The sequence below is a fragment of the Rhodococcus sp. Leaf225 genome (assembly GCF_001426145.1).
Lineage (GTDB): Bacteria > Actinomycetota > Actinomycetes > Mycobacteriales > Mycobacteriaceae > Rhodococcoides.
In genome coordinates this window covers 225,324-242,804 of record NZ_LMRN01000025.1, presented here as the reverse complement: position 1 = coordinate 242,804, position 17,481 = coordinate 225,324, and the positions used below count along the sequence as shown (strand labels likewise).

The 17,481-nt window shown below is 70.0% G+C and carries 17 protein-coding genes; 3 read left to right on the top strand and 14 right to left on the bottom strand.

What is annotated here, in order from left to right:
* Positions 1–26: 26 nt before the first annotated feature.
* On the bottom strand, positions 27–1,214 hold the full coding sequence (locus ASG69_RS19420) for a DNA polymerase III subunit delta' (RefSeq protein WP_056443419.1): 1,188 nt from the start codon (positions 1,212–1,214) through the stop codon (positions 27–29).
* An 11-nt stretch (positions 1,215–1,225) separates the two neighbouring features.
* Entirely contained in the window at positions 1,226–2,179 is a 954-nt protein-coding gene (locus ASG69_RS19415) for a DUF808 domain-containing protein (protein ID WP_056443416.1), read from the bottom strand.
* A 32-nt stretch (positions 2,180–2,211) separates the two neighbouring features.
* Here ASG69_RS19415 and ASG69_RS19410 point away from each other — a divergent pair, with 32 nt between their 5' ends.
* Positions 2,212–3,339 (top strand): hypothetical protein, encoded by a 1,128-nt coding sequence (locus tag ASG69_RS19410; protein WP_056443413.1) that lies wholly within the window; start codon positions 2,212–2,214, stop codon positions 3,337–3,339.
* Here ASG69_RS19410 and ASG69_RS19405 read toward each other — a convergent pair.
* The 4 genes from ASG69_RS19405 to ASG69_RS19390 form a co-directional block, all read right to left on the bottom strand.
* Positions 3,336–3,884: a mycothiol transferase gene (locus tag ASG69_RS19405; RefSeq protein ID WP_056443410.1), complete on the bottom strand. Its 549-nt coding sequence runs from the start codon at positions 3,882–3,884 to the stop codon at positions 3,336–3,338. The genes ASG69_RS19410 and ASG69_RS19405 overlap by 4 nt on opposite strands.
* A gap of 62 nt (positions 3,885–3,946) precedes the next feature.
* Positions 3,947–6,895, bottom strand: coding sequence for a type I DNA topoisomerase (topA, locus tag ASG69_RS19400; RefSeq protein WP_056444273.1), 2,949 nt, complete (start codon positions 6,893–6,895; stop codon positions 3,947–3,949).
* Positions 6,896–7,062: 167 nt separating this feature from the next.
* Entirely contained in the window at positions 7,063–7,650 is a 588-nt protein-coding gene (locus ASG69_RS19395) for a hypothetical protein (protein ID WP_056443407.1), read from the bottom strand.
* 128 nt (positions 7,651–7,778) lie between these two features.
* Complete coding sequence (locus ASG69_RS19390; RefSeq protein ID WP_005248460.1) at positions 7,779–7,982, bottom strand: cold-shock protein; 204 nt, start codon at positions 7,980–7,982, stop codon at positions 7,779–7,781.
* A gap of 344 nt (positions 7,983–8,326) precedes the next feature.
* Between ASG69_RS19390 and ASG69_RS19385 the strand changes: the two genes are divergently transcribed.
* Positions 8,327–10,621, top strand: coding sequence for a DEAD/DEAH box helicase (locus tag ASG69_RS19385; RefSeq protein ID WP_056444270.1), 2,295 nt, complete (start codon positions 8,327–8,329; stop codon positions 10,619–10,621).
* Here the strand turns inward: ASG69_RS19385 and ASG69_RS19380 are convergent.
* Positions 10,618–11,955, bottom strand: a complete 1,338-nt coding sequence (locus ASG69_RS19380; RefSeq protein ID WP_056443404.1) for a cytochrome P450 — start codon at positions 11,953–11,955, stop codon at positions 10,618–10,620. The two genes, ASG69_RS19385 and ASG69_RS19380, sit on opposite strands and share 4 nt — an antisense overlap.
* A 113-nt stretch (positions 11,956–12,068) precedes the next feature.
* Between ASG69_RS19380 and ASG69_RS19375 the strand changes: the two genes are divergently transcribed.
* A complete protein-coding gene (locus ASG69_RS19375; RefSeq protein WP_056443401.1) occupies positions 12,069–12,680 on the top strand; it encodes a DUF998 domain-containing protein in 612 nt (203 codons plus the stop codon).
* A gap of 157 nt (positions 12,681–12,837) precedes the next feature.
* Here ASG69_RS19375 and ASG69_RS19370 read toward each other — a convergent pair whose 3' ends face one another.
* From ASG69_RS19370 to ssd, 7 genes are read right to left on the bottom strand one after another with little or no spacing between them, the layout of a single operon-like run.
* Entirely contained in the window at positions 12,838–13,182 is a 345-nt protein-coding gene (locus tag ASG69_RS19370) for an Rv3654c family TadE-like protein (protein WP_037186496.1), read from the bottom strand.
* Positions 13,175–13,480: a TadE family type IV pilus minor pilin gene (locus ASG69_RS19365; protein WP_197027832.1), complete on the bottom strand. Its 306-nt coding sequence runs from the start codon at positions 13,478–13,480 to the stop codon at positions 13,175–13,177. Before ASG69_RS19365 ends, ASG69_RS19370 begins: the two co-directional genes overlap by 8 nt.
* Before the next feature lie 35 nt (positions 13,481–13,515).
* Positions 13,516–13,716 carry a DUF4244 domain-containing protein gene (locus ASG69_RS19360; RefSeq protein WP_027506707.1) on the bottom strand — a complete coding sequence of 67 codons (201 nt, stop codon included), beginning with the start codon at positions 13,714–13,716 and terminating at the stop codon, positions 13,516–13,518.
* A 57-nt stretch (positions 13,717–13,773) separates the two neighbouring features.
* Complete coding sequence (locus tag ASG69_RS19355; RefSeq protein WP_027506706.1) at positions 13,774–14,343, bottom strand: type II secretion system F family protein; 570 nt, start codon at positions 14,341–14,343, stop codon at positions 13,774–13,776.
* Positions 14,340–15,113 carry a type II secretion system F family protein gene (locus tag ASG69_RS19350; protein ID WP_056443398.1) on the bottom strand — a complete coding sequence of 258 codons (774 nt, stop codon included), beginning with the start codon at positions 15,111–15,113 and terminating at the stop codon, positions 14,340–14,342. Before ASG69_RS19350 ends, ASG69_RS19355 begins: the two co-directional genes overlap by 4 nt.
* Positions 15,113–16,294, bottom strand: a complete 1,182-nt coding sequence (locus tag ASG69_RS19345) for a TadA family conjugal transfer-associated ATPase (RefSeq protein ID WP_056443395.1) — start codon at positions 16,292–16,294, stop codon at positions 15,113–15,115. Before ASG69_RS19345 ends, ASG69_RS19350 begins: the two co-directional genes overlap by 1 nt.
* Positions 16,291–17,349 carry a septum site-determining protein Ssd gene (ssd, locus tag ASG69_RS19340; RefSeq protein WP_056443393.1) on the bottom strand — a complete coding sequence of 353 codons (1,059 nt, stop codon included), beginning with the start codon at positions 17,347–17,349 and terminating at the stop codon, positions 16,291–16,293. Before ssd ends, ASG69_RS19345 begins: the two co-directional genes overlap by 4 nt.
* Positions 17,350–17,481 lie beyond the last annotated feature (132 nt).

Here is a 17,481-nt window from a genome sequence, read left to right as displayed (position 1 = left end):
CCCCCCGCCCGAACCCAAAACGGGGGTCAGCGGGCCGCCGCGCCCAGTGTGGCGACCATCGCGTCGACCGCGAACTTGGGCTTGACGTTCATCTCCAGCGCTTCGCGGCACCGGAGGATCGCCTCGATGCACTGCAGCAAAGACTCGGGAGTCGACACCGAGGCGAGGCCACGGGCCTGGTCCTCCATGTCGGGGTGCGTCATCGTCGACGAGGCGCCGTACGACTGTGCGAGAGCGTCGCGGTACAGCCCGGCGAGGTCGATGAGTGCCCGGTCCAGCGAGTCTCGACCGGTACGAGTGCGCCTCGACTTCTGCCGCTGTTCCAGTTCCTTGAGCACGCCGGCGGATCCTCGCAGCGCGCCCGCTGCACCCTTGCCGGTGCCGCCGGCGCCGAGTGACGTCCGCAGTTCGTCGGTCTCCCGCTCGTCGCGGTCGGCGTTGATCTGCACCGCGTCGGACTCGGCGGCCTTCACCAGTTCTTCGACCACCGCGTACTGGGTGGCGGGGCGGAGCGCCGCCTTGGCGATGCCCAGTGCCCGCTGCCGTCGCTCGCGTGCCTCGGGGTCCGTCGCCAAGCGGCGCGCGCGGCCCACGTGTCCGCCGCCCACCGAGGCGGCCCACGCGGCGGTCTTCTCGTCCAGGCCATCGTTCTCCCGCAGTACGCGTGCGATGTCCGCGGGTTTTGGCGTCACCAGAGCCACGTGCCGGCAGCGCGAGCGGATGGTGACGGCGATGTCCTCCGGATCCACGGACGGTGCGCAGAGCAGGAATATGGTGCGGGTCGGCGGCTCCTCGACCGCCTTGAGGAGCGCGTTGTAGGCGCGCTCGCCCAGCCTGTCCGCGTCCTCGATGACCACGATCTGCCACGTCCCCGTGGTGGGGCGACGCGCTGCCATCTGCACCACCTCGCGCATCTCCTTGACAGAGATGCTGAGGCCCTGCGGCACGATGCGGCGCACGTCGCCGTGGGTGCCGTGCATGGTGGTGGTGCAGGCGTGGCAGTGGCCGCACCCGATGACGTCCGGATCCGTGCACTGCAGCGCAGCCGCGAAGCAGACAGCGGCGATGGAGCGGCCGGACCCGGGAGGCCCGGTGAACAACCACGAATGCGTCATGCGGGAACCGATGTCACCCTCACGCGCAGCCGCCGCCGCGTCGGACAGCTCGGCGACCACCTCGTGCTGACCGACCAGCCGTTCGAACACTCGCGCCATGGGAGGAGAGCTTAGTGCTCCTGTGCGACAGCCCCACCGCGACGCTTGGCCAGCAACGAGGACACCCCGGTCATCACGGCCACGACGATGGAGCCGACGACGAGACCGATCAGCGCGGATGCCAGCGTGTTGACGATCCAGGCCAGCACACCCCCGATACCGGCGACGTCGCGGACCGCGTCCTCCATGTGGTGGACGAACTCGTAGATCGGGTGGAACCCCAGCTCGTCGATGCCGTTGAGCAGGATGTGGCCACCGACCCACAGCATCGCCGCGGTGCCCACCACGGACAGCACCGCCATGACCTTGGGCATGCCCTTGACCAGGCCGCGCCCGACGGTCTGCGCGATGCCCGACGAGGTGTCGGCCAACCGCAGACCGATGTCGTCCATCTTCACGATGAGACCGACCACGCCGTAGACGAGGACGGTGATCACCACGGCGACGACGGCCAGGATGATCAGTCGGCTCCAGAAACCCTCGGCGGCGATGGTGTCGAGCGCGATGACCATGATCTCGGCGGACAGGATGAGGTCGGTGCGCACAGCTCCGGCGACGACAGCGTCCTCGTCGCGAGGTCCGTCCTCCTCGTGATCGTGAGCGCCGTGTCCGGAGATGGCGCCCCAGATCTTGTGCATCGCTTCGTAACTGAGGTAGGCACCGCCGACCATGAGGATCGGCGTCAGCAGCCACGGCAGGAACTGGCTCAGCAGCAGCGCGATCGGCAGGATGATGAGCAGCTTGTTACGGAGCGACCCGAGGGCGATGCGCCGCACGATGGGGAGCTCACGTTCGGCGGCGAGGCCGCGCACGTACTGCGGCGTCACGGCGGTGTCGTCGATGACCACACCGGCGGCCTTGGCCGTCGCCTTGCCTGTCGCGGCACCGACGTCGTCGATCGACGCCGCCGCCAGCCTGGCAAGCGCTGCCACGTCGTCGAGCAGGGCTACGAGTCCGCCGGCCATCAGTACTCCCGAAGTAGGTCAGTGGTTCGAGAGTGAGAGTACCGCTCCAGGGGTGGGCTCGACCCCGCATCTCGCAGCAGTTCGCGCAGGCCCTGGACCGTCGCGAACTGCCGAGGGGTGCGCGTACGTTCTCCATCCCCAGCCTGTGGATCACGGCCGACGACTCGACGGCCGGATCGCGCACCCTTCGATACATGTCTCTGATCCCCCGAGCCGGTCTCCGACGACGCGGCGTGTCCGACGGTGAGGTCCGCGCTGCTGTCCGGTCCGGTTCGATCGTTCCCGTGCGCCGCGGCGTCTACGTCGATCCGGCGACGACCGACCTGTCCGACGACCGCACCCGCCGACTGCTCGAGCTACGCGCCGCCGTCCTCTCCTCCGACAGCGATCTGGTGGTGAGCCACAGCTCGGCAGCGCTGGTCCACGGCATCGACCTGTGGCCCGACATCGATCGTCGAGCACACCTGACGGCGAATCGATCCGGCGGTGGTCGGGCCGGCACGTCGCGCGTCGTGCACGCATCGCCACTGCACCCGGACGACGTGACGACGGTCGACGGGGTGCGTGTCACCTCGCTCGCCAGAACAGTGGTCGACCTCGCCTGTAGTCGGCCGTTCGAGTCCTCGGTCTGCTCCGGCGATGCTGCTCTGCGCCGAACATCGGCGGACGATCTGGCTGCGACGCTGGCCCGAGCGCACGGTCGTCGCGGGATCGACAGGGCGCGGCGGGCCATCGCCTTCATGGACGGTGGCGCCGAGAGCGTGGGTGAGTCTCGGAGCCGGGTCTACCTGCACCGGCACGGCCTCCCCGCTCCTGCGCTCCAATGCGACGTCCTCGACGAGAGCGGACGCTTCGTGGGACGGCCGGACTTCCTGTTCGACGGAGTGATCGGCGAGTTCGACGGGCTCGCGAAGTACCGCGAGTACGGGGATGCAGCGGATGTGGTGATCGCCGAGAAACTGCGCGAGGACCGGTTGCGCTCACTGGAGTGGCGGATCGAACGGTGGACGTGGAACGACCTGGCGACGTCGGCTCTCGCCGATCGTCTCCGGGCAGCGCTCACAGCAGCAGAAGGACGCGCACCCCTCGGCAGTACGCGCAGGCACGGGACGGTCGCGAACTGCGGGGAGGTGCGCGTCCAGGACGGCAATCGCGCCTAGAACTCCAACCCCATGTCACCCGCCACCACACCCATCGTCGACTGCCCGTCCAGAGCCTCGCGGAGGATGTCGGCGTGCCCGCTGTGATGGGCGATCTCGCGCAACAGGTGCAGCAGTACGCGCCGCGCCGTCCACCAGATGCGCTCCGGCGCCCACGGTGCGGTGGGTTGCGGGATCAGGTCGTCGAGGTTGCCGAGCGCGGCGATGCACTGCTCGAGAGCTCGGCCGGCGGAGTCGAGTTCGGCCAGCACCTGTTCGATCGACTCGGGCACCTCAGGCTCGCCCGATCCCGAGAAGTCGACGGTCGAGTTCTCGTCGCGCTCCTCGAGCATGGTCACGTTCCCGCGGATCACCGACGCGACGTGCGCGATCAGCGAGGCAAGCGTGAACTCACTGACGGTCGTGCGCCGACGCGCCTGCTCATCGGTGATCCCCCGCGCCGTGATCGCGAGCATCCCGCGCTGATCGGCCAGGATGGTGACCAGATCGAGCTTCTCGCCTGTGACGTCGACCGACGGCCCCACGGATGTGTACGTCCCCGCCATGATGTGCCCCTCTCCTCGTGTGTGAGGAGAACGCTAAGGGCAATCGCGGACAGGTGCGGTCCTCAGGACTCGCCGGGCGGCGTCTTCTTCGCAGCGGTCTTCTTGGCGGCCGCCTTCTTCGCGGGAGCCTTCTTGGCCGGCGTCTTCTTCGCTGCCGCCTTCTTGGCGGGAGCCTTCTTCGCCGGCGCCTTCTTGGTGGCCTTCTTCTTCACGGGCCCGCGAGCGCGACGATCCGCGAGGAGTTCCATGGCCCGCTCGTCGGTGATGGTGCCCACCTCGTCGCCCTTGCGCAGGCTGGCGTTGGCCTCACCGTCGGTGACGTACGGACCGAAGCGGCCGTCCTTGATCACCATCGGCTGACCGCTGACAGTGTCCACACCGAGTTCGCGCAGCGGCGGCGTGGCCGCACCCTGACGTCCGCGACGCTTGGGCTCGGAGTAGATCTTCAGAGCCTCCTCGAGGGAGACGGTGAAGATCTGGTCCTCGGTGGCCAGCGAGCGGGAATCGGTGCCCTTCTTGAGGTAGGGACCGTAGCGCCCGTTCTGCGCCGTGATCTCTTCCTTGCTCTCGGGGTCGACGCCCACCACGCGCGGCAACGACAGCAGCTTCAGCGCGTCGTCCAACGTGACCGTCGCGAGATCCATCGACTTGAGCAACGAACCCGTTCGCGGCTTCGGTGCGGTCGCTTTCTTGGCGGCCTTCTTGGCGGGAGCCTTCTTCGCCGCCTTGGTGGCCACGGCGGTGCCGCCGCCCCCATCGGACGAATGCTGTTCCACCGGAACGATGTCCGGGGTGGGCTCGGGCTCCTCGGGGATGACCTCGGTGACGTACGGCCCGAATCGTCCTTCCTTGGCGACGATCTCGTGACCCGACAGCGGGTCGACACCGAGCTTGCGACCCTCCTGCGGGGTCGCGAACAGCTTCTCGGCGAACTCGAGCGTCAGCTCGTCCGGCGGAAGGTCGTCGGGCAGGTTGGCGCGCTGCGAGATCGGATCCCCGTCGGGATCGTCTGGGTTCTGCACCATCCGTTCGAGGTACGGGCCGTAGCGACCGACGCGGACGTGTACGTCGCGACCTTCGGAGTCGTCGAACAGGTGGATCGAGTTGATGACGCGAGCGTCGATGTCCTCGAGGTTCTGGCCGACCATCTTCTTCAGTCCGCCGGACCGTGCGACCGACCCCTCCGTGCCGTTCTCACCGCCGAAGTAGAAGGCGGACAACCAGTCTCCACGTCGTTCGCGGCCACCGGCGATGGCGTCGAGGTCGTCCTCCATGCCTGCGGTGAAGTCGAAGTCGACCAACCTGCCGAAGTGCGCCTCCAGCAACGCGATCACGGAGAACGCCACCCACGACGGCACCAGGGCGCTGCCGCGCTTGTAGACGTACCCGCGGTCGAGGATGGTCTTGATGATCGACGAGTACGTCGACGGGCGACCGATGCCGAGTTCCTCGAGCGTCTTGATGAGCGACGCCTCGGTGAAGCGGGCCGGTGGGTTGGTGGTGTGACCATCGGGATCGAGACCGGTGGCCGTGACCGCCTGCCCCTGCTCGAGAACCGGCAACCGGGACTCGGCGTCGTCGGACTGTCCCCCGGCCTGGTCGTCGACACTCTCGACGTAAGCCTTGAGGAAGCCCGCGAACGTGATGGTGCGTCCAGACGCGGCGAAGGTGCACTCCTCACCGGTACCCGCGGTGCCCGAGATACGCAGCGACAGAGTGGTTCCGCGCGCATCCGCCATCTGGGAGGCGACGGTGCGCTGCCAGATCAGCTCGTACAGCCGGAACTCGTCGGTGTCGAGCGAGCTGTGCAACTGACCGGGAGTCGCGAAGGAATCACCCGCGGGGCGGATGGCCTCGTGCGCCTCCTGGGCGTTCTTGACCTTGCGGGTGTACTGCCGCGGGGTGTCGTGCACGTACTCCGGGCCGTACAGCTCGGTGGCCTGACGACGTGCGGCATCGATCGCCGACGCCGACAGGTTCGTCGAGTCGGTACGCATGTAGGTGATGTAGCCGTTCTCGTACAACCGCTGCGCGATACGCATGGTGCGCTCGGAGGACATGCGGAGCTTGCGCCCGGCCTCCTGCTGCAGGGTCGAGGTCATGAACGGGGGGTACGGACGACGCGTGTACGGCTTGGACTCGACCGATGCGACGGTCAGATCGACACCGTCCAGAGCCTCGGACAACCGGCGTGCGCGCGCCTCATCGAGAACGGTGACGCCCTCGGACTTGAGTTTGCCGTCGGCACCGAAGTCGCGTCCCGACGCGACACGAGAGCCGTCGACGTTGACCAGGCGCGCACCGAACGCCCGCGGCGTCGCCTCGGCGCCGGCGTCGAGCTGCGCCGAGATGTCCCAGTACTCGGCCGATCGGAACGCCATGCGCTCACGTTCGCGCTGCACGATGACACGTGTGGCCACCGACTGGACGCGGCCCGCCGACAGCTTCGGCATGACCTTCTTCCACAGCACCGGCGAGACCTCGTAGCCGTACAGGCGGTCGAGGATGCGGCGCGTCTCCTGGGCGTCGACGAGGTCGGTGTCCAGTTCGCGGGTGTCGGCGGCGGCGGCGAGGATGGCCGGCTCGGTGATCTCGTGGAAGACCATCCGTCGAACCGGAATCTTCGGCTTGAGCGTCTCGAGGAGATGCCACGCGATGGCCTCGCCCTCGCGGTCGGGGTCGGTGGCGAGGTAGAGCTCGTCGGCATCCTTGAGCAAGCTCTTGAGCTCGGCGACCTTGCCCTTCTTCTCCGGGCTGACGACGTAGAGAGCCTCGAAGTCGTGGTCCACGTCGACACCGAGACGAGCCCAGGACTCGCCCTTGTACTTGGCCGGAACGTCTGCAGCACCACGCGGGAGATCTCGGATGTGCCCGACCGAGGCCTCGACCACATAGTTCTTGCCCAGATAGGGCGCGATCTTCTTGGCCTTGGTGGGTGACTCGACGATCACGAGACGCCGAAGCCCGGACGCGCCGGACGACGAGTTCCCCGTGCTGTCTCCTGCTGCCACCTGCTGCCGAACCTTCCTGGTCCCCGCGAGAGGGAACCCGTTCACCTGCGTCGATACCCCGAACCGTTCGAAGCCGACACACTACAGAGTGACACACACGTGCAACTCGTATGTGACACCGCGGCCCATCGACCGTCGGTGACCTCCGTCCGAGTCCCCCTCTTCCTCTACACGAGGACGGGCCACCCGCCCGCGGCGAGAGCGCCCGGTGGCGGCTCGCCGATGTTCTCGATGAGCCTGGTCACCCGACGGCGACCGGTGATTCGGAGTGCCGGCGACCCTCCGTGGGTTCCCACCAGAGTCGGCGCCACACCGGCGCGCATCAACGACTGGGCGAGCACCGGATGCGTGTCGGGGGCATGCGGATCGAGTCCGAGGACGAACCGGGCGCCGCCGGCCTCCTGCCGTCCCGCCGCGACCACCCAGGCCCGCAGGGCGCGCGGTCCGGGCACCCAACCCCCGGGCACCGCCTTCACCGCTCCCCGGACCCACTCCGCGGCGAGCGACGCCAGCTCGGGCACCGGCTCGGTCCGGACCAGTGGCCGTCCCTCGTCGGTCGTCGTGATCTCGGCGTCGAAGCCGCACGACTCGATCAGGTCGGCCACCGCGTGGGCACGCCAGGTGGCATCGACGACGACGGAGATGCGCGTGCGCCCCGACACGATCACGGGCTGACCCTGCGCAGCCAGCAGCCCGGCGAGGTCGGCCGCGTCGGGCGGCGTCGACTCGGCGGAGAAGAAGGACAACTGGCTCACGATCGCGACAGTAAGCCACGAACGCCCCGCCGGCGTGGTGTCCGCGACGCAGTGTCACGGAAACGAGACGTCCCCCGCCACCTCGGAAGGCGACGGGGGACGTGTCGGTAGAGACTGTCCGATCGAGATCAGACGGCGCGGACGCCCGTGGCCTGGGGGCCCTTGGTGCCCTGTCCGACCTCGAACTCCACGCGCTGGTTCTCCTCGAGGGTGCGGAAGCCGCTGCCCTGGATCTCGGAGTAGTGGACGAAGACGTCAGCGGAGCCGTCCTCGGGTGCGATGAAGCCGAAGCCCTTTTCGGCGTTGAACCACTTCACAGTTCCCTGTGCCATGCTTGTCTATCCTTTTCTTGAACACCGGATGCGATGAACGGCACTTACAGTCCATCGGGCCGGTTCCGACCGCTGTGATGATCCCCCCCAAGAGTCACCCCGTGGGCAGAGCTTCACGCACCGCGCTCGCAACATTAGATCCTGCGAGCGTGAAAACGAACACAGAAGCTGCGACCGAGAACAGTGAACCACGTCGGACGGCGGCGCGACAGTCGACGAGACAACAACTTCGTAAATATCCTCGCGGGCTCTGTCCGCCCGTTCTTCTACGATCGACACGAGCACCGAGGGAGTGAGAGACAGTGAGCACGACGACCGACGCACCGGCCTCCTCGTTCGGCGGAATGCTGCTCGGACGAGCGCTGGCGGGAACGCCGCCGGGAGAGTCTCCGCTGACCCATGCGGCGGAGCTGCCGGGACGTGAGTCCCGGTACGCCGCATGGCCGCAGTGGCTCGAGCCCGCGGTCGTCGAGGTCTTCCAGGACTGCGGGATCCCGCAGCCGTGGACCCACCAGGCAGAGGCCGCGTCGCTCGCGTGGTCGGGCCGCAACGTGGTGGTCTCGACGGGCACGGCGTCGGGCAAGTCGCTGGCGTACCGGATGCCCGTGCTGTCCCGTCTGTCGACCGACGCGCGTGCCACCGCGCTCTACCTCGCGCCCACCAAGGCGCTGGGGGCAGACCAGCTTCGGGCTGCAGTGGACATGACGGACTCGCTCGCCGCGCGGGGCTTCCCGGACATCGCACCGAGTGCGTACGACGGCGACACACCCCTCGAGGTGCGCCAGTGGGCCCGGGCGAATTCACGGTGGATCTTCACCAACCCCGACATGCTGCACATCTCGCTGCTCAAGGGCCATCAGCGGTGGGCGCACTTCTTCCGCAACCTGGCGTACGTCGTCGTTGACGAATGTCATTCGTATCGAGGGGTGTTCGGCTCCAACGTCGCCCTGATCCTGCGACGACTCCGGCGCATCGCCGCGCGCTACGGCGCCGCGCCCGTCGTCGTTCTCGCCAGCGCCACCGCGTCGAATCCCGGGGCTGCGGCCAGTCGCCTGGTCGGTGCACCGTGCGAGGAGATCACCGAGGACGGATCTCCCCACGGTCCCCGGACCGTCGCCCTGTGGGAGCCACCGCTTCTGGACGTCACGGGTGAGAACGGGGCGCCGATCCGGCGCGCCGCCGGTTCCGAGGCCGCACGCATCATGGCCGACCTCGTCGTCGAGGGCGCCCGAACACTGACGTTCGTCCGTTCCCGACGCGGCGCGGAGCTGACGGCACTGGGTACCGCGCGGCTGCTCGCGGACGTCGATCCCGATCTGCCGCAGCGCATCGCGGCATACCGGGCCGGATACCTCGCCGACGACCGCCGCGAACTAGAGCGGTCGCTGTCCGACGGCACCCTGCTCGGCGTGGCCACCACCAACGCACTCGAGCTCGGCGTCGACATCGCGGGGCTCGACGCCGTCGTCGTCGCCGGCTTCCCGGGGACGGTCGCGTCGTTCTGGCAGCAGGCCGGCCGCTCCGGTCGCCGCGGCCAGGGATCGCTGGTGATCCTGGTGGGCCGGGACGACCCGCTCGACACGTACCTCGTGCACCATCCGGCCGCGTTGCTGGACAAGCCCATCGAGGCGACGGTCACCGATCCCACCAACCCCTACGTGCTGGGGCCACAGCTGCTCTGCGCGGCCATGGAACTCCCGCTGACCGACGACGAGGTGATCGAGCTCGGCGCTCAGGACGTCGCGCAGTCCCTCGCGGACCGGGGTCTGCTCCGCCGTCGGCCGCACGGGTGGTACATCACCGCGGACGCGACCCCCCATGCGGCGGTGGACATCCGGGGCGGTATCGGGTCGCAGATCGCGATCGTCGACGGCTCCACCGGACGCATGCTCGGCACCGTCGACGCCGGCCGCGCGCCCTCGACGACCCACCCCGGCGCTGTCCACATCCATCAGGGCGAGTCGTTCGTCGTGGACACGCTCGACTTCGAGGAAGGCCTCGCGGTGGTGCACCCCGAGGAGCCCGAGTGGACCACCTCGGCGCGCGAGATCACCGACATCGTGATCGAGGACGTGCACGAACAGCAGTCGTACGGGGAGGTCGACGTCGCGTTGGTGCAGGTCCAGGTGAGCCACCAGGTGGTCGGATACCTCCGCAGACTGCCGTCCGGAGAGATTCTCGACTCTGTGGAACTCGACATGCCGATGCAGGAACTCCACACGCGCGCAGTCATGTACACGATCACGCCGGAGTTGCTCGAGTCCGCCGGCGTGACCGCCGAACGTGTCCCCGGGTCGCTCCACGCGGCGGAGCACGCGGCCATCGGTCTGCTGCCCCTCGTCGCGACATGCGACCGATGGGACATCGGCGGCGTGTCGACGGCACTGCACGCCGACACCGGCCTGCCGACGGTCTTCGTCTACGACGGGTACGACGGTGGCGCCGGATTCGCCGACCGCGGCCACGCCGTCATCGGCACCTGGCTCTCCGCGACCCGCGAGGCCATCGCGTCGTGCGAGTGTGTCTCGGGGTGCCCGTCCTGCGTGCAGTCACCCAAGTGCGGCAACGGAAACGATCCGTTGGACAAGGACGGCGCCGTGCGCGTGCTCGACGCCGTCCTCGCTTGTCTGGAGGGTTAGGCCGACACGGTGGCCGGTTCGCCGAGCGCCACCGGTAGCGTGCGGAACCCGTGCAGCACACGGGTGTCCCGCTTGACGCCGGTGCCGGCCGACGACAGATGCGGGAAGCGGTCGAACAGCGTGCGCAGTCCCACCTCGCTCTCCGCGCGCGCGAGTGCGGCGCCGAGGCAGTAGTGGCGCCCACCCGAGAACGACAGGTGCTTGTTGGCGTTGGACCGACCGACGTCGAAGGTGTCGGCGTCGTCGAAGACCTGCGGGTCCCGATTACCGGCCGCGAGGACGCACACCACCAGATCGCCGGCCTCGAGGTCCATGCCTTCGAGGGTGACGGAACCCTTCGCGACGCGGGCCGTCATCTGCACCGGCGACTCGAGCCGCAGCATCTCGTCGACGGCCGTTCCCCACAGCGACGGATCGTCCTGCAGTCGCGCGAGCTGGTCGGGGTTGTTCATCAGCAGATTGATGCCGCTGCCGAGCAGGTTGACCGTCGTCTCGAACCCTGCCGCCAACACCAGACCCGCGGTGGCGCGGAGTTCCCGATCGTTCAGGTATACCCCGTCCTCGGACGCCGCGATGAGCTGACTCATCAGATCGTCGCCCGGGTTGTCGCGCAGTCCCGCGATGTGGGTGGCGAGCCACCGGTCGAAGCCCTCGAGGCCCTGCTCGACCTCGCGGAACTGCGACCACGTCAGGCCGACGTCGAGACTGGGCGCCGCGAGTTCGCCGAACTCGAGCACCTTGTCGCGGTCCGCCTCCGGCACGCCGAGGATGTCACCGATGACGGCGACCGGAAGCTTGGCGCAGTACGACGACACGATGTCGACCGTGCCGCCGCCCGCGGCCACGAGTTCGTCGAGAAGCGTGTCGGCCACCAGCTGCACGTTGTCGCGCATCGCGTTGACGGCGCGCGCGGTGAACACCGACGACACCAGCTTGCGGTAGCGGGTGTGCGAGGGCGGCTCGACCGACAGCAGCGACGGCGGCGCCAGCGGGTGCAGAGCGGCGGTTCGGGTGCGACGCTCGATCGCCCGCAGCGGCTTCGGGAGATTGCCGCCCACGACGACGGTGCGGTAGTCGTCCGAGCGCAGGAGGTCGAAGATCAGCCCGTGGTCGACGGTGAGGTAGGCGACGCGGCCCTTGACGATCTTTCCCCGGTCGCGAATCTCCTGGTAGACGACACCGGGGTTCGCGCGAGTCACCGGATCGGCGATGAGCTTGGCCTGCGGGTCACCGATCTTGATGCCGCGTTTGGCGAAGAAGCGCACCACTCCGTGCACCGCGAACCACCGCAGCCGCGATCGTGCCTCGTCCTTGACGTCCGCCACTCTCGACATTCCGATTCCCCCGATGCTCGGCCTGCGATAACCCGGTTGCGCGTTACCGCACGTCACACGTGTGACTCACCTCATGATGCGCCGGTCACGACGCCGGTGTCTACCGTCGTGTCATGACCCTGCGTCGGAGCGTCGCCTCCTTGTGGATCGCCACAGTCCTCTACTGGCCGATGCAGGTGATCGTCTCGCGTTCCTGGACCACCCCGTACAGCTGGCGTGACGACGTCATCAGCGCCCTCGGTGCGGCGACGTGCACCGACTACTGCTCGCCCGACCACGTCGTCATGAACGCGACGTTCGTGGCCGTGGGCGGCGCCACCGCAGCGGGCGCGGCGCTCCTGTTACGTCCCTCGGTGGGCATCGCACGGACGGGGTGGATCCTCGTGGCGCTCTCCGGTCTCGCGACGTGCGCCGTCGGGTTCCTCCCGATGGACGTCGCACCGGTCCCCCACACCGTCGCGGCGCAGGTGCACTTCGGCCTGCAGCTCGCCGGAATGCTGTGTGTCGCACGATCCGTCGGTCGAGTCGCCTCGCGATTCACCTACGCCTGCAGTGCGATCGCCGTGGTGGGCGGCATCGCCTTCCTCAGCCCCGGGAAATGGGGACTGGGCTCGGGTGTCACCGAGCGGCTCACCCTCGACACCCTGAACGTGTGGACCATCGGCATGGGCGTGCTCCTGCTGGCGCGATCGTGGAATCCAGGCCCCGGAATCCGGGGTCGATAGTCCACGATCACCGAGGCACCAGTTGCGTGTCTCTGTGAGGCGGGCTGCTGCACGAGCCGCCGTGGCCGCCAGTGTGAAGACCGGCCGCCCCGTCGCACCGGAAGTACGCAGGCTCGCCGAGTCGCGCTGACCGACATACCGAGGTGCTGGTCCACGATCACTGCTCCACCGGCCCCGCCCGCGCAGAGGCCACCGCGTCCCTCTCCCCGAAGCGCAGCAGCGCGATCCGCACCCGCACCCGGACCTGCACGTCCCACTCCTCCACCGCGCATCCGTCCAGCACCGCATCCATCCGGGCAGCCGACGCCGTCGCCGCCGCGCACCCCGCCTCGGACCCCGACGTCAGTGCGGCGGCACCCGCCAGCGCAGCGAGGTCCGCCGCCGACTGCGCCTGATGACGGGCCGAGACGGCGGCACCCACCGAGACCACCGCCGCGGTCACCACCACCAGCGCCGCCGTGACGAATGCCCCCACCACGGTCGCCGAACCGCGGTCATCCACCCGTCGGCTCCGCCGTCGCCACCGCACTCGCGGACACCGTCAACCCCGGCAGCGGCGACGACGCCTCCACCCGCACCGTCACCAGATCGCCGACGCGCGATACCGTCACCCGCGCACCGGGCGGGGCCACCACCGTCGCCGACGTCACCGCGCTCTCGTCTCCGAGCGCCGAGAGCCGGGCACCCTCCCGCGCCGCGTCGATGCACCGGATGTGCTCGGTGACGGTGACCAGCGCACCGAGGCACAACACCAGGACGGCGACGATCGACGAGATCGCCAGCGCCGCCTCGACCGTCACCGCCCCGCTGTCGCCCGTGAGACCCGAGTCCCCCGTCAGACCTGCGTCTGCAGCGCCTTGTCGATGATCGACGTCAGCGCGGTCACGATGCTGTCGCCCGTCACCACCGTGTAGAGCACGGCACCGAACGCCGCCGCCGCGATGGTTCCGATGGCGTACTCGGCCGTCGACATCCCGTCGTCCTCCCGCGCCACCATCAGGATGCGCGCGCCCACCTCGGTCAGGAACTTGCTCATGTTCTCCCCCTTCGTGTTCCGAGGAGGACGTTCCCCCTCGGCGTTCTCGGGCGGGGGTCACATCACCCCGCCGTTCAGGACGGACCCGGCCAGCCCGATCACCACGGGCACGATGCCGAGGCAGACGAACGCGGGCAGGAAGCACAGCCCCAGCGGTCCGCTCACCATGACTCCGGCGCGTTCGCCCGCGGCAGCGGCGGCATCGTCGGCCCGCACGCGCAGATCGGCTGCCGCCTCGGCGGTCGCGTCGGCCATCGAGGTTCCCGACCGCGCCGAGCGGAGGATGACGCGTGCCACCGACTCGGTGTCGGGATGCGCCGCCAGCGCCGACCAGGCTGCATCGGGATCCGCTCCGAGAGTGAGCAACTGGGCGGCGCGGCGCAGTGCCGACGCCATGGGTTCGGGCGCGACGGAGGACACCGCCGAGGATGCGCTGCCGATGTCGAGTCCCCCACGGAGACAGGCGGACAGCAGGTCCAACGCGCCCGCGGTGGCGTGGTGGTCCGTCGGCGCCACCCCCACCGATGCGGAACCGTTCGCGCCCGGCACCCGGAGCCGGGCGCGCACACCGACGGCGGGCGGGAGCGCGAGCACCGCGGCGGCGAGGAGCACGAGAGTGATCGTCACGGTGCCACCTTCGCGACGATGGCGTCGGTCCAGAGCAGCCCGGCGCAGGCGAGGGCCACTCCGACGACCAGCATGATGCCGCCGGCGCCGCCTCCGGTGAGAACCGCGAGGGGCGCTGCGCCCATGGCCTGGCCGAGCAGGACGCCGACGGCGGGCAGCGCGGCGAGGACCATCGCCGTGGCGCGCGGGCCGGCCATGGACGCCTCGATGCGCCGGGCCGAGCGTCCGCGATCGCGCAGATCGGAGCGCACCGCGTCGAGCAGTGCCGCGAGACCCAGCCCGTGCACCTCGGCCACGCGCCACACGGCACCCACCCGATCCCACGCCGGCCCGTGTCCGCCGACACGCACGGCATCCGACATCGTGCCGCCCAGTTCCGCACGAGCCGCGGCCGCGGCGAAGACGGTGCCGACCGGCCCGGGGTGCTCGCGTGCAGCGGTGCGGCAGGCCGTGGCCGGGTGGGCTCCTACGCGGAGTTCGGCCACCATCGTCTCGAGCGCTGCCGCCAGGGTGTCCCCCGCGCGCCGCCGGTCCGCCCGCACGGCGCCTCGGCCGCGCCGCAGGGCGACGGTTCCCAGCACGACGGCCACCGCAGCGCCCGCCGCGGCACCGAGGCCCAGCGCTGCCACGCCTGCCGCCACCGGTATCCAGGCAGGCGCCGGCACTCGCACGGACACGAGCGAGTGTCGGCGCACCGGTCCGAGGCGCCGGCGCGCATCCGTGCAGGGCAGCACCAGCAGAGCCGCCGCGAGACAGACCGCCGCGAGCATCACGCGGACCCCTCCCGTCGGCGCAGGATCGCGGTGAGAGCGTCGAGTCCTGGACCTCGTGCCCGCGTTCGCGACCAGGCGTCGACCACGGTGCACAGCCCGCGGTCGTCCCGTTCGAGCACGCCGATGGACGACAGCACACGCTTCCCGCTCGGCGTGCGGGCGGTGTGCAGCACCACCTGCACCGCGGCGGCGAACTGGCTGTGCAACGCCGCCCGGTCCATGCCACCGAGGGCCGCCAGCGCTTCGAGTCGTGCGGGTACCTCGTCGGGTGAGTTGGCGTGCACGGTGCCCGCACCGCCGTCGTGTCCGGTGTTGAGCGCGGTGAGCAGGTCGACGACCTCGGCACCGCGGACCTCGCCCACCACGATGCGATCGGGACGCATGCGCAGGGCCTGACGCACCAGATCGCGCACCCCCACCTGACCCACTCCCTCCACGTTCGCGGGCCGGGCGACGAGCCGCACCACGTGGGGGTGCGAGGGCGCCAGTTCGGCGGCGTCCTCGACACAGATGATGCGCTCCGCCGCGTCCACCTCACCGAGCAGTGCCGCCAGCAGGGTGGTCTTCCCTGTCCCGGTACCACCGACCACGAGGAAGGCCAGGCGTCCGGACACGATGCGGCGCAACAGATCCTCGGCGCCGTCGGCGAACGCGCCGGTCGCGGCGAGCGCTGCCAGACCCTGCGTCGCGGGACGGAGCACGCGGAGCGACAGGCACGTCCCGCCCTGCGCCACCGGCGCGAGAACGGCGTGCAGTCGCACTCCGAACGACCCGGGATCGATTCCGGGCAGACGACCGTCCACCCACGGCTGCGCATCGTCGAGCCGCCGCCCGGCCGACAGCGCCAGCCGCTGGGCGAGGCGGCGCACGGCGGCCTCGTCCCCGAACCCGACGCCGGCTCGCCGCAGACCCTGCCCCCGGTCCACCCACACGTCGTCGGGTCCGGTGACCAACACGTCGGTCACGCCGGGCTCGCGCAGGACGGCGTCGAGCACGCCGGCACCGCGGAACTCGGTGTCCAGGAGATGCAGTGCGCGCAGCAGATCCGCGTCACCGAGCACGCCGCCCGCCTCGGCCCGGAGCGCCTCCGCGATGAGGGCGGGCGTCGGATCCCGGTCGGCGTCGACGAGGCGCACCCGGACGCGATCGAGCAGATCCGTCGACACCCATCCCGTCATGTCGTGGGCGCCGAGGTGAGCAGTGCCAGGACGTCGCCGGCAGCTCGCGCCAGGGGAGATCGGCGGCCGAGGACCAGTCCACGCCCGTCGAGCATCGCGGCGAGTCGACGCTCGGGGCGCACGGAGGCGAGCAGGGGAAGACCCACCACGTCGGCCACCTCCGCGGCCGTCAGTCCGGACGGCGCGGGACCGCGGACCACCACTCCCACGTTGGCCGATGTCGAGGTGATCGACCGGGCGAGACACTGCGCCGCCGCGGCCGACCGCACCGTCGCCGGGACCAGCACGACCACCAGATCTGCCGCCTGCACGGACATCTCGTGAATGGGGCCTGCGCGCGGTACGTCGCACACGACGACCTCGCCCGCCGTGACTCCGGCGTCGACGACGGCGCGCCAGGCCGCTGCCGTGATGGTGTTCGTCTGCTCGCGCCGGGTCGAGAGCACCGCCAGATCGCCGCGCCCGGGCAGCGCGTGATGCAGTGCCTCCGCCGTGACGGTTCCGCCGTCGATCACCAGTTCCGGCCAGCGCAGGCCCGGTGTGCCGTCTAGTCCCGTGACGAGGTCCATCCCGCCGCCCGCCGCGTCTCCGTCCACCAACACGGTGCGCCCGGACCGGGACGCGACGACGGCCGATGCCGCGGCGAACACGGACGCACCGGCGCCGCCGCAACCGCCCACCACCGTCACGACCACACCGCCACCGACGGGGACGCGTGCGGCCGCGGACAGCACCCCCATGAGATCGGCCTCCTGCGCCGGCAGCGCGAGCACACGGGAGGTGCCGAGCCGCGACGCGCTCTGCCAGGCCTCGACGTCCGCCGGTCCGTCGGTCACCACGACGACACCGGGATGCCTCGGAAGGTGTTCCCGCACTGCTCGTTCGGCAGCTGCAGTTCCCAGCACGACGACGTCCGAGGACTGCCACAGCGCGCGGTCCGGCAGCGCGCCGAGGTGCGACGACTCCCGACCCGCGGCGGCGGCGATGCGCCGGACGCGATCGGAGAGTGCGGTGTCGGGCACGATCACCAGGAGTGCTGAATCGAGGTCGGTCACGCCGTCGATCGTGCGGCGTCCGCGGTCGGTCCGCCAGGGCGACGAGCCGAACCTGTGGACAACTCGGTACCCGGGGACGGCGCCTGCGCCAGCGCGGAGAAGGTGCTAGCGCACCGGAAGTAGGGGACGACC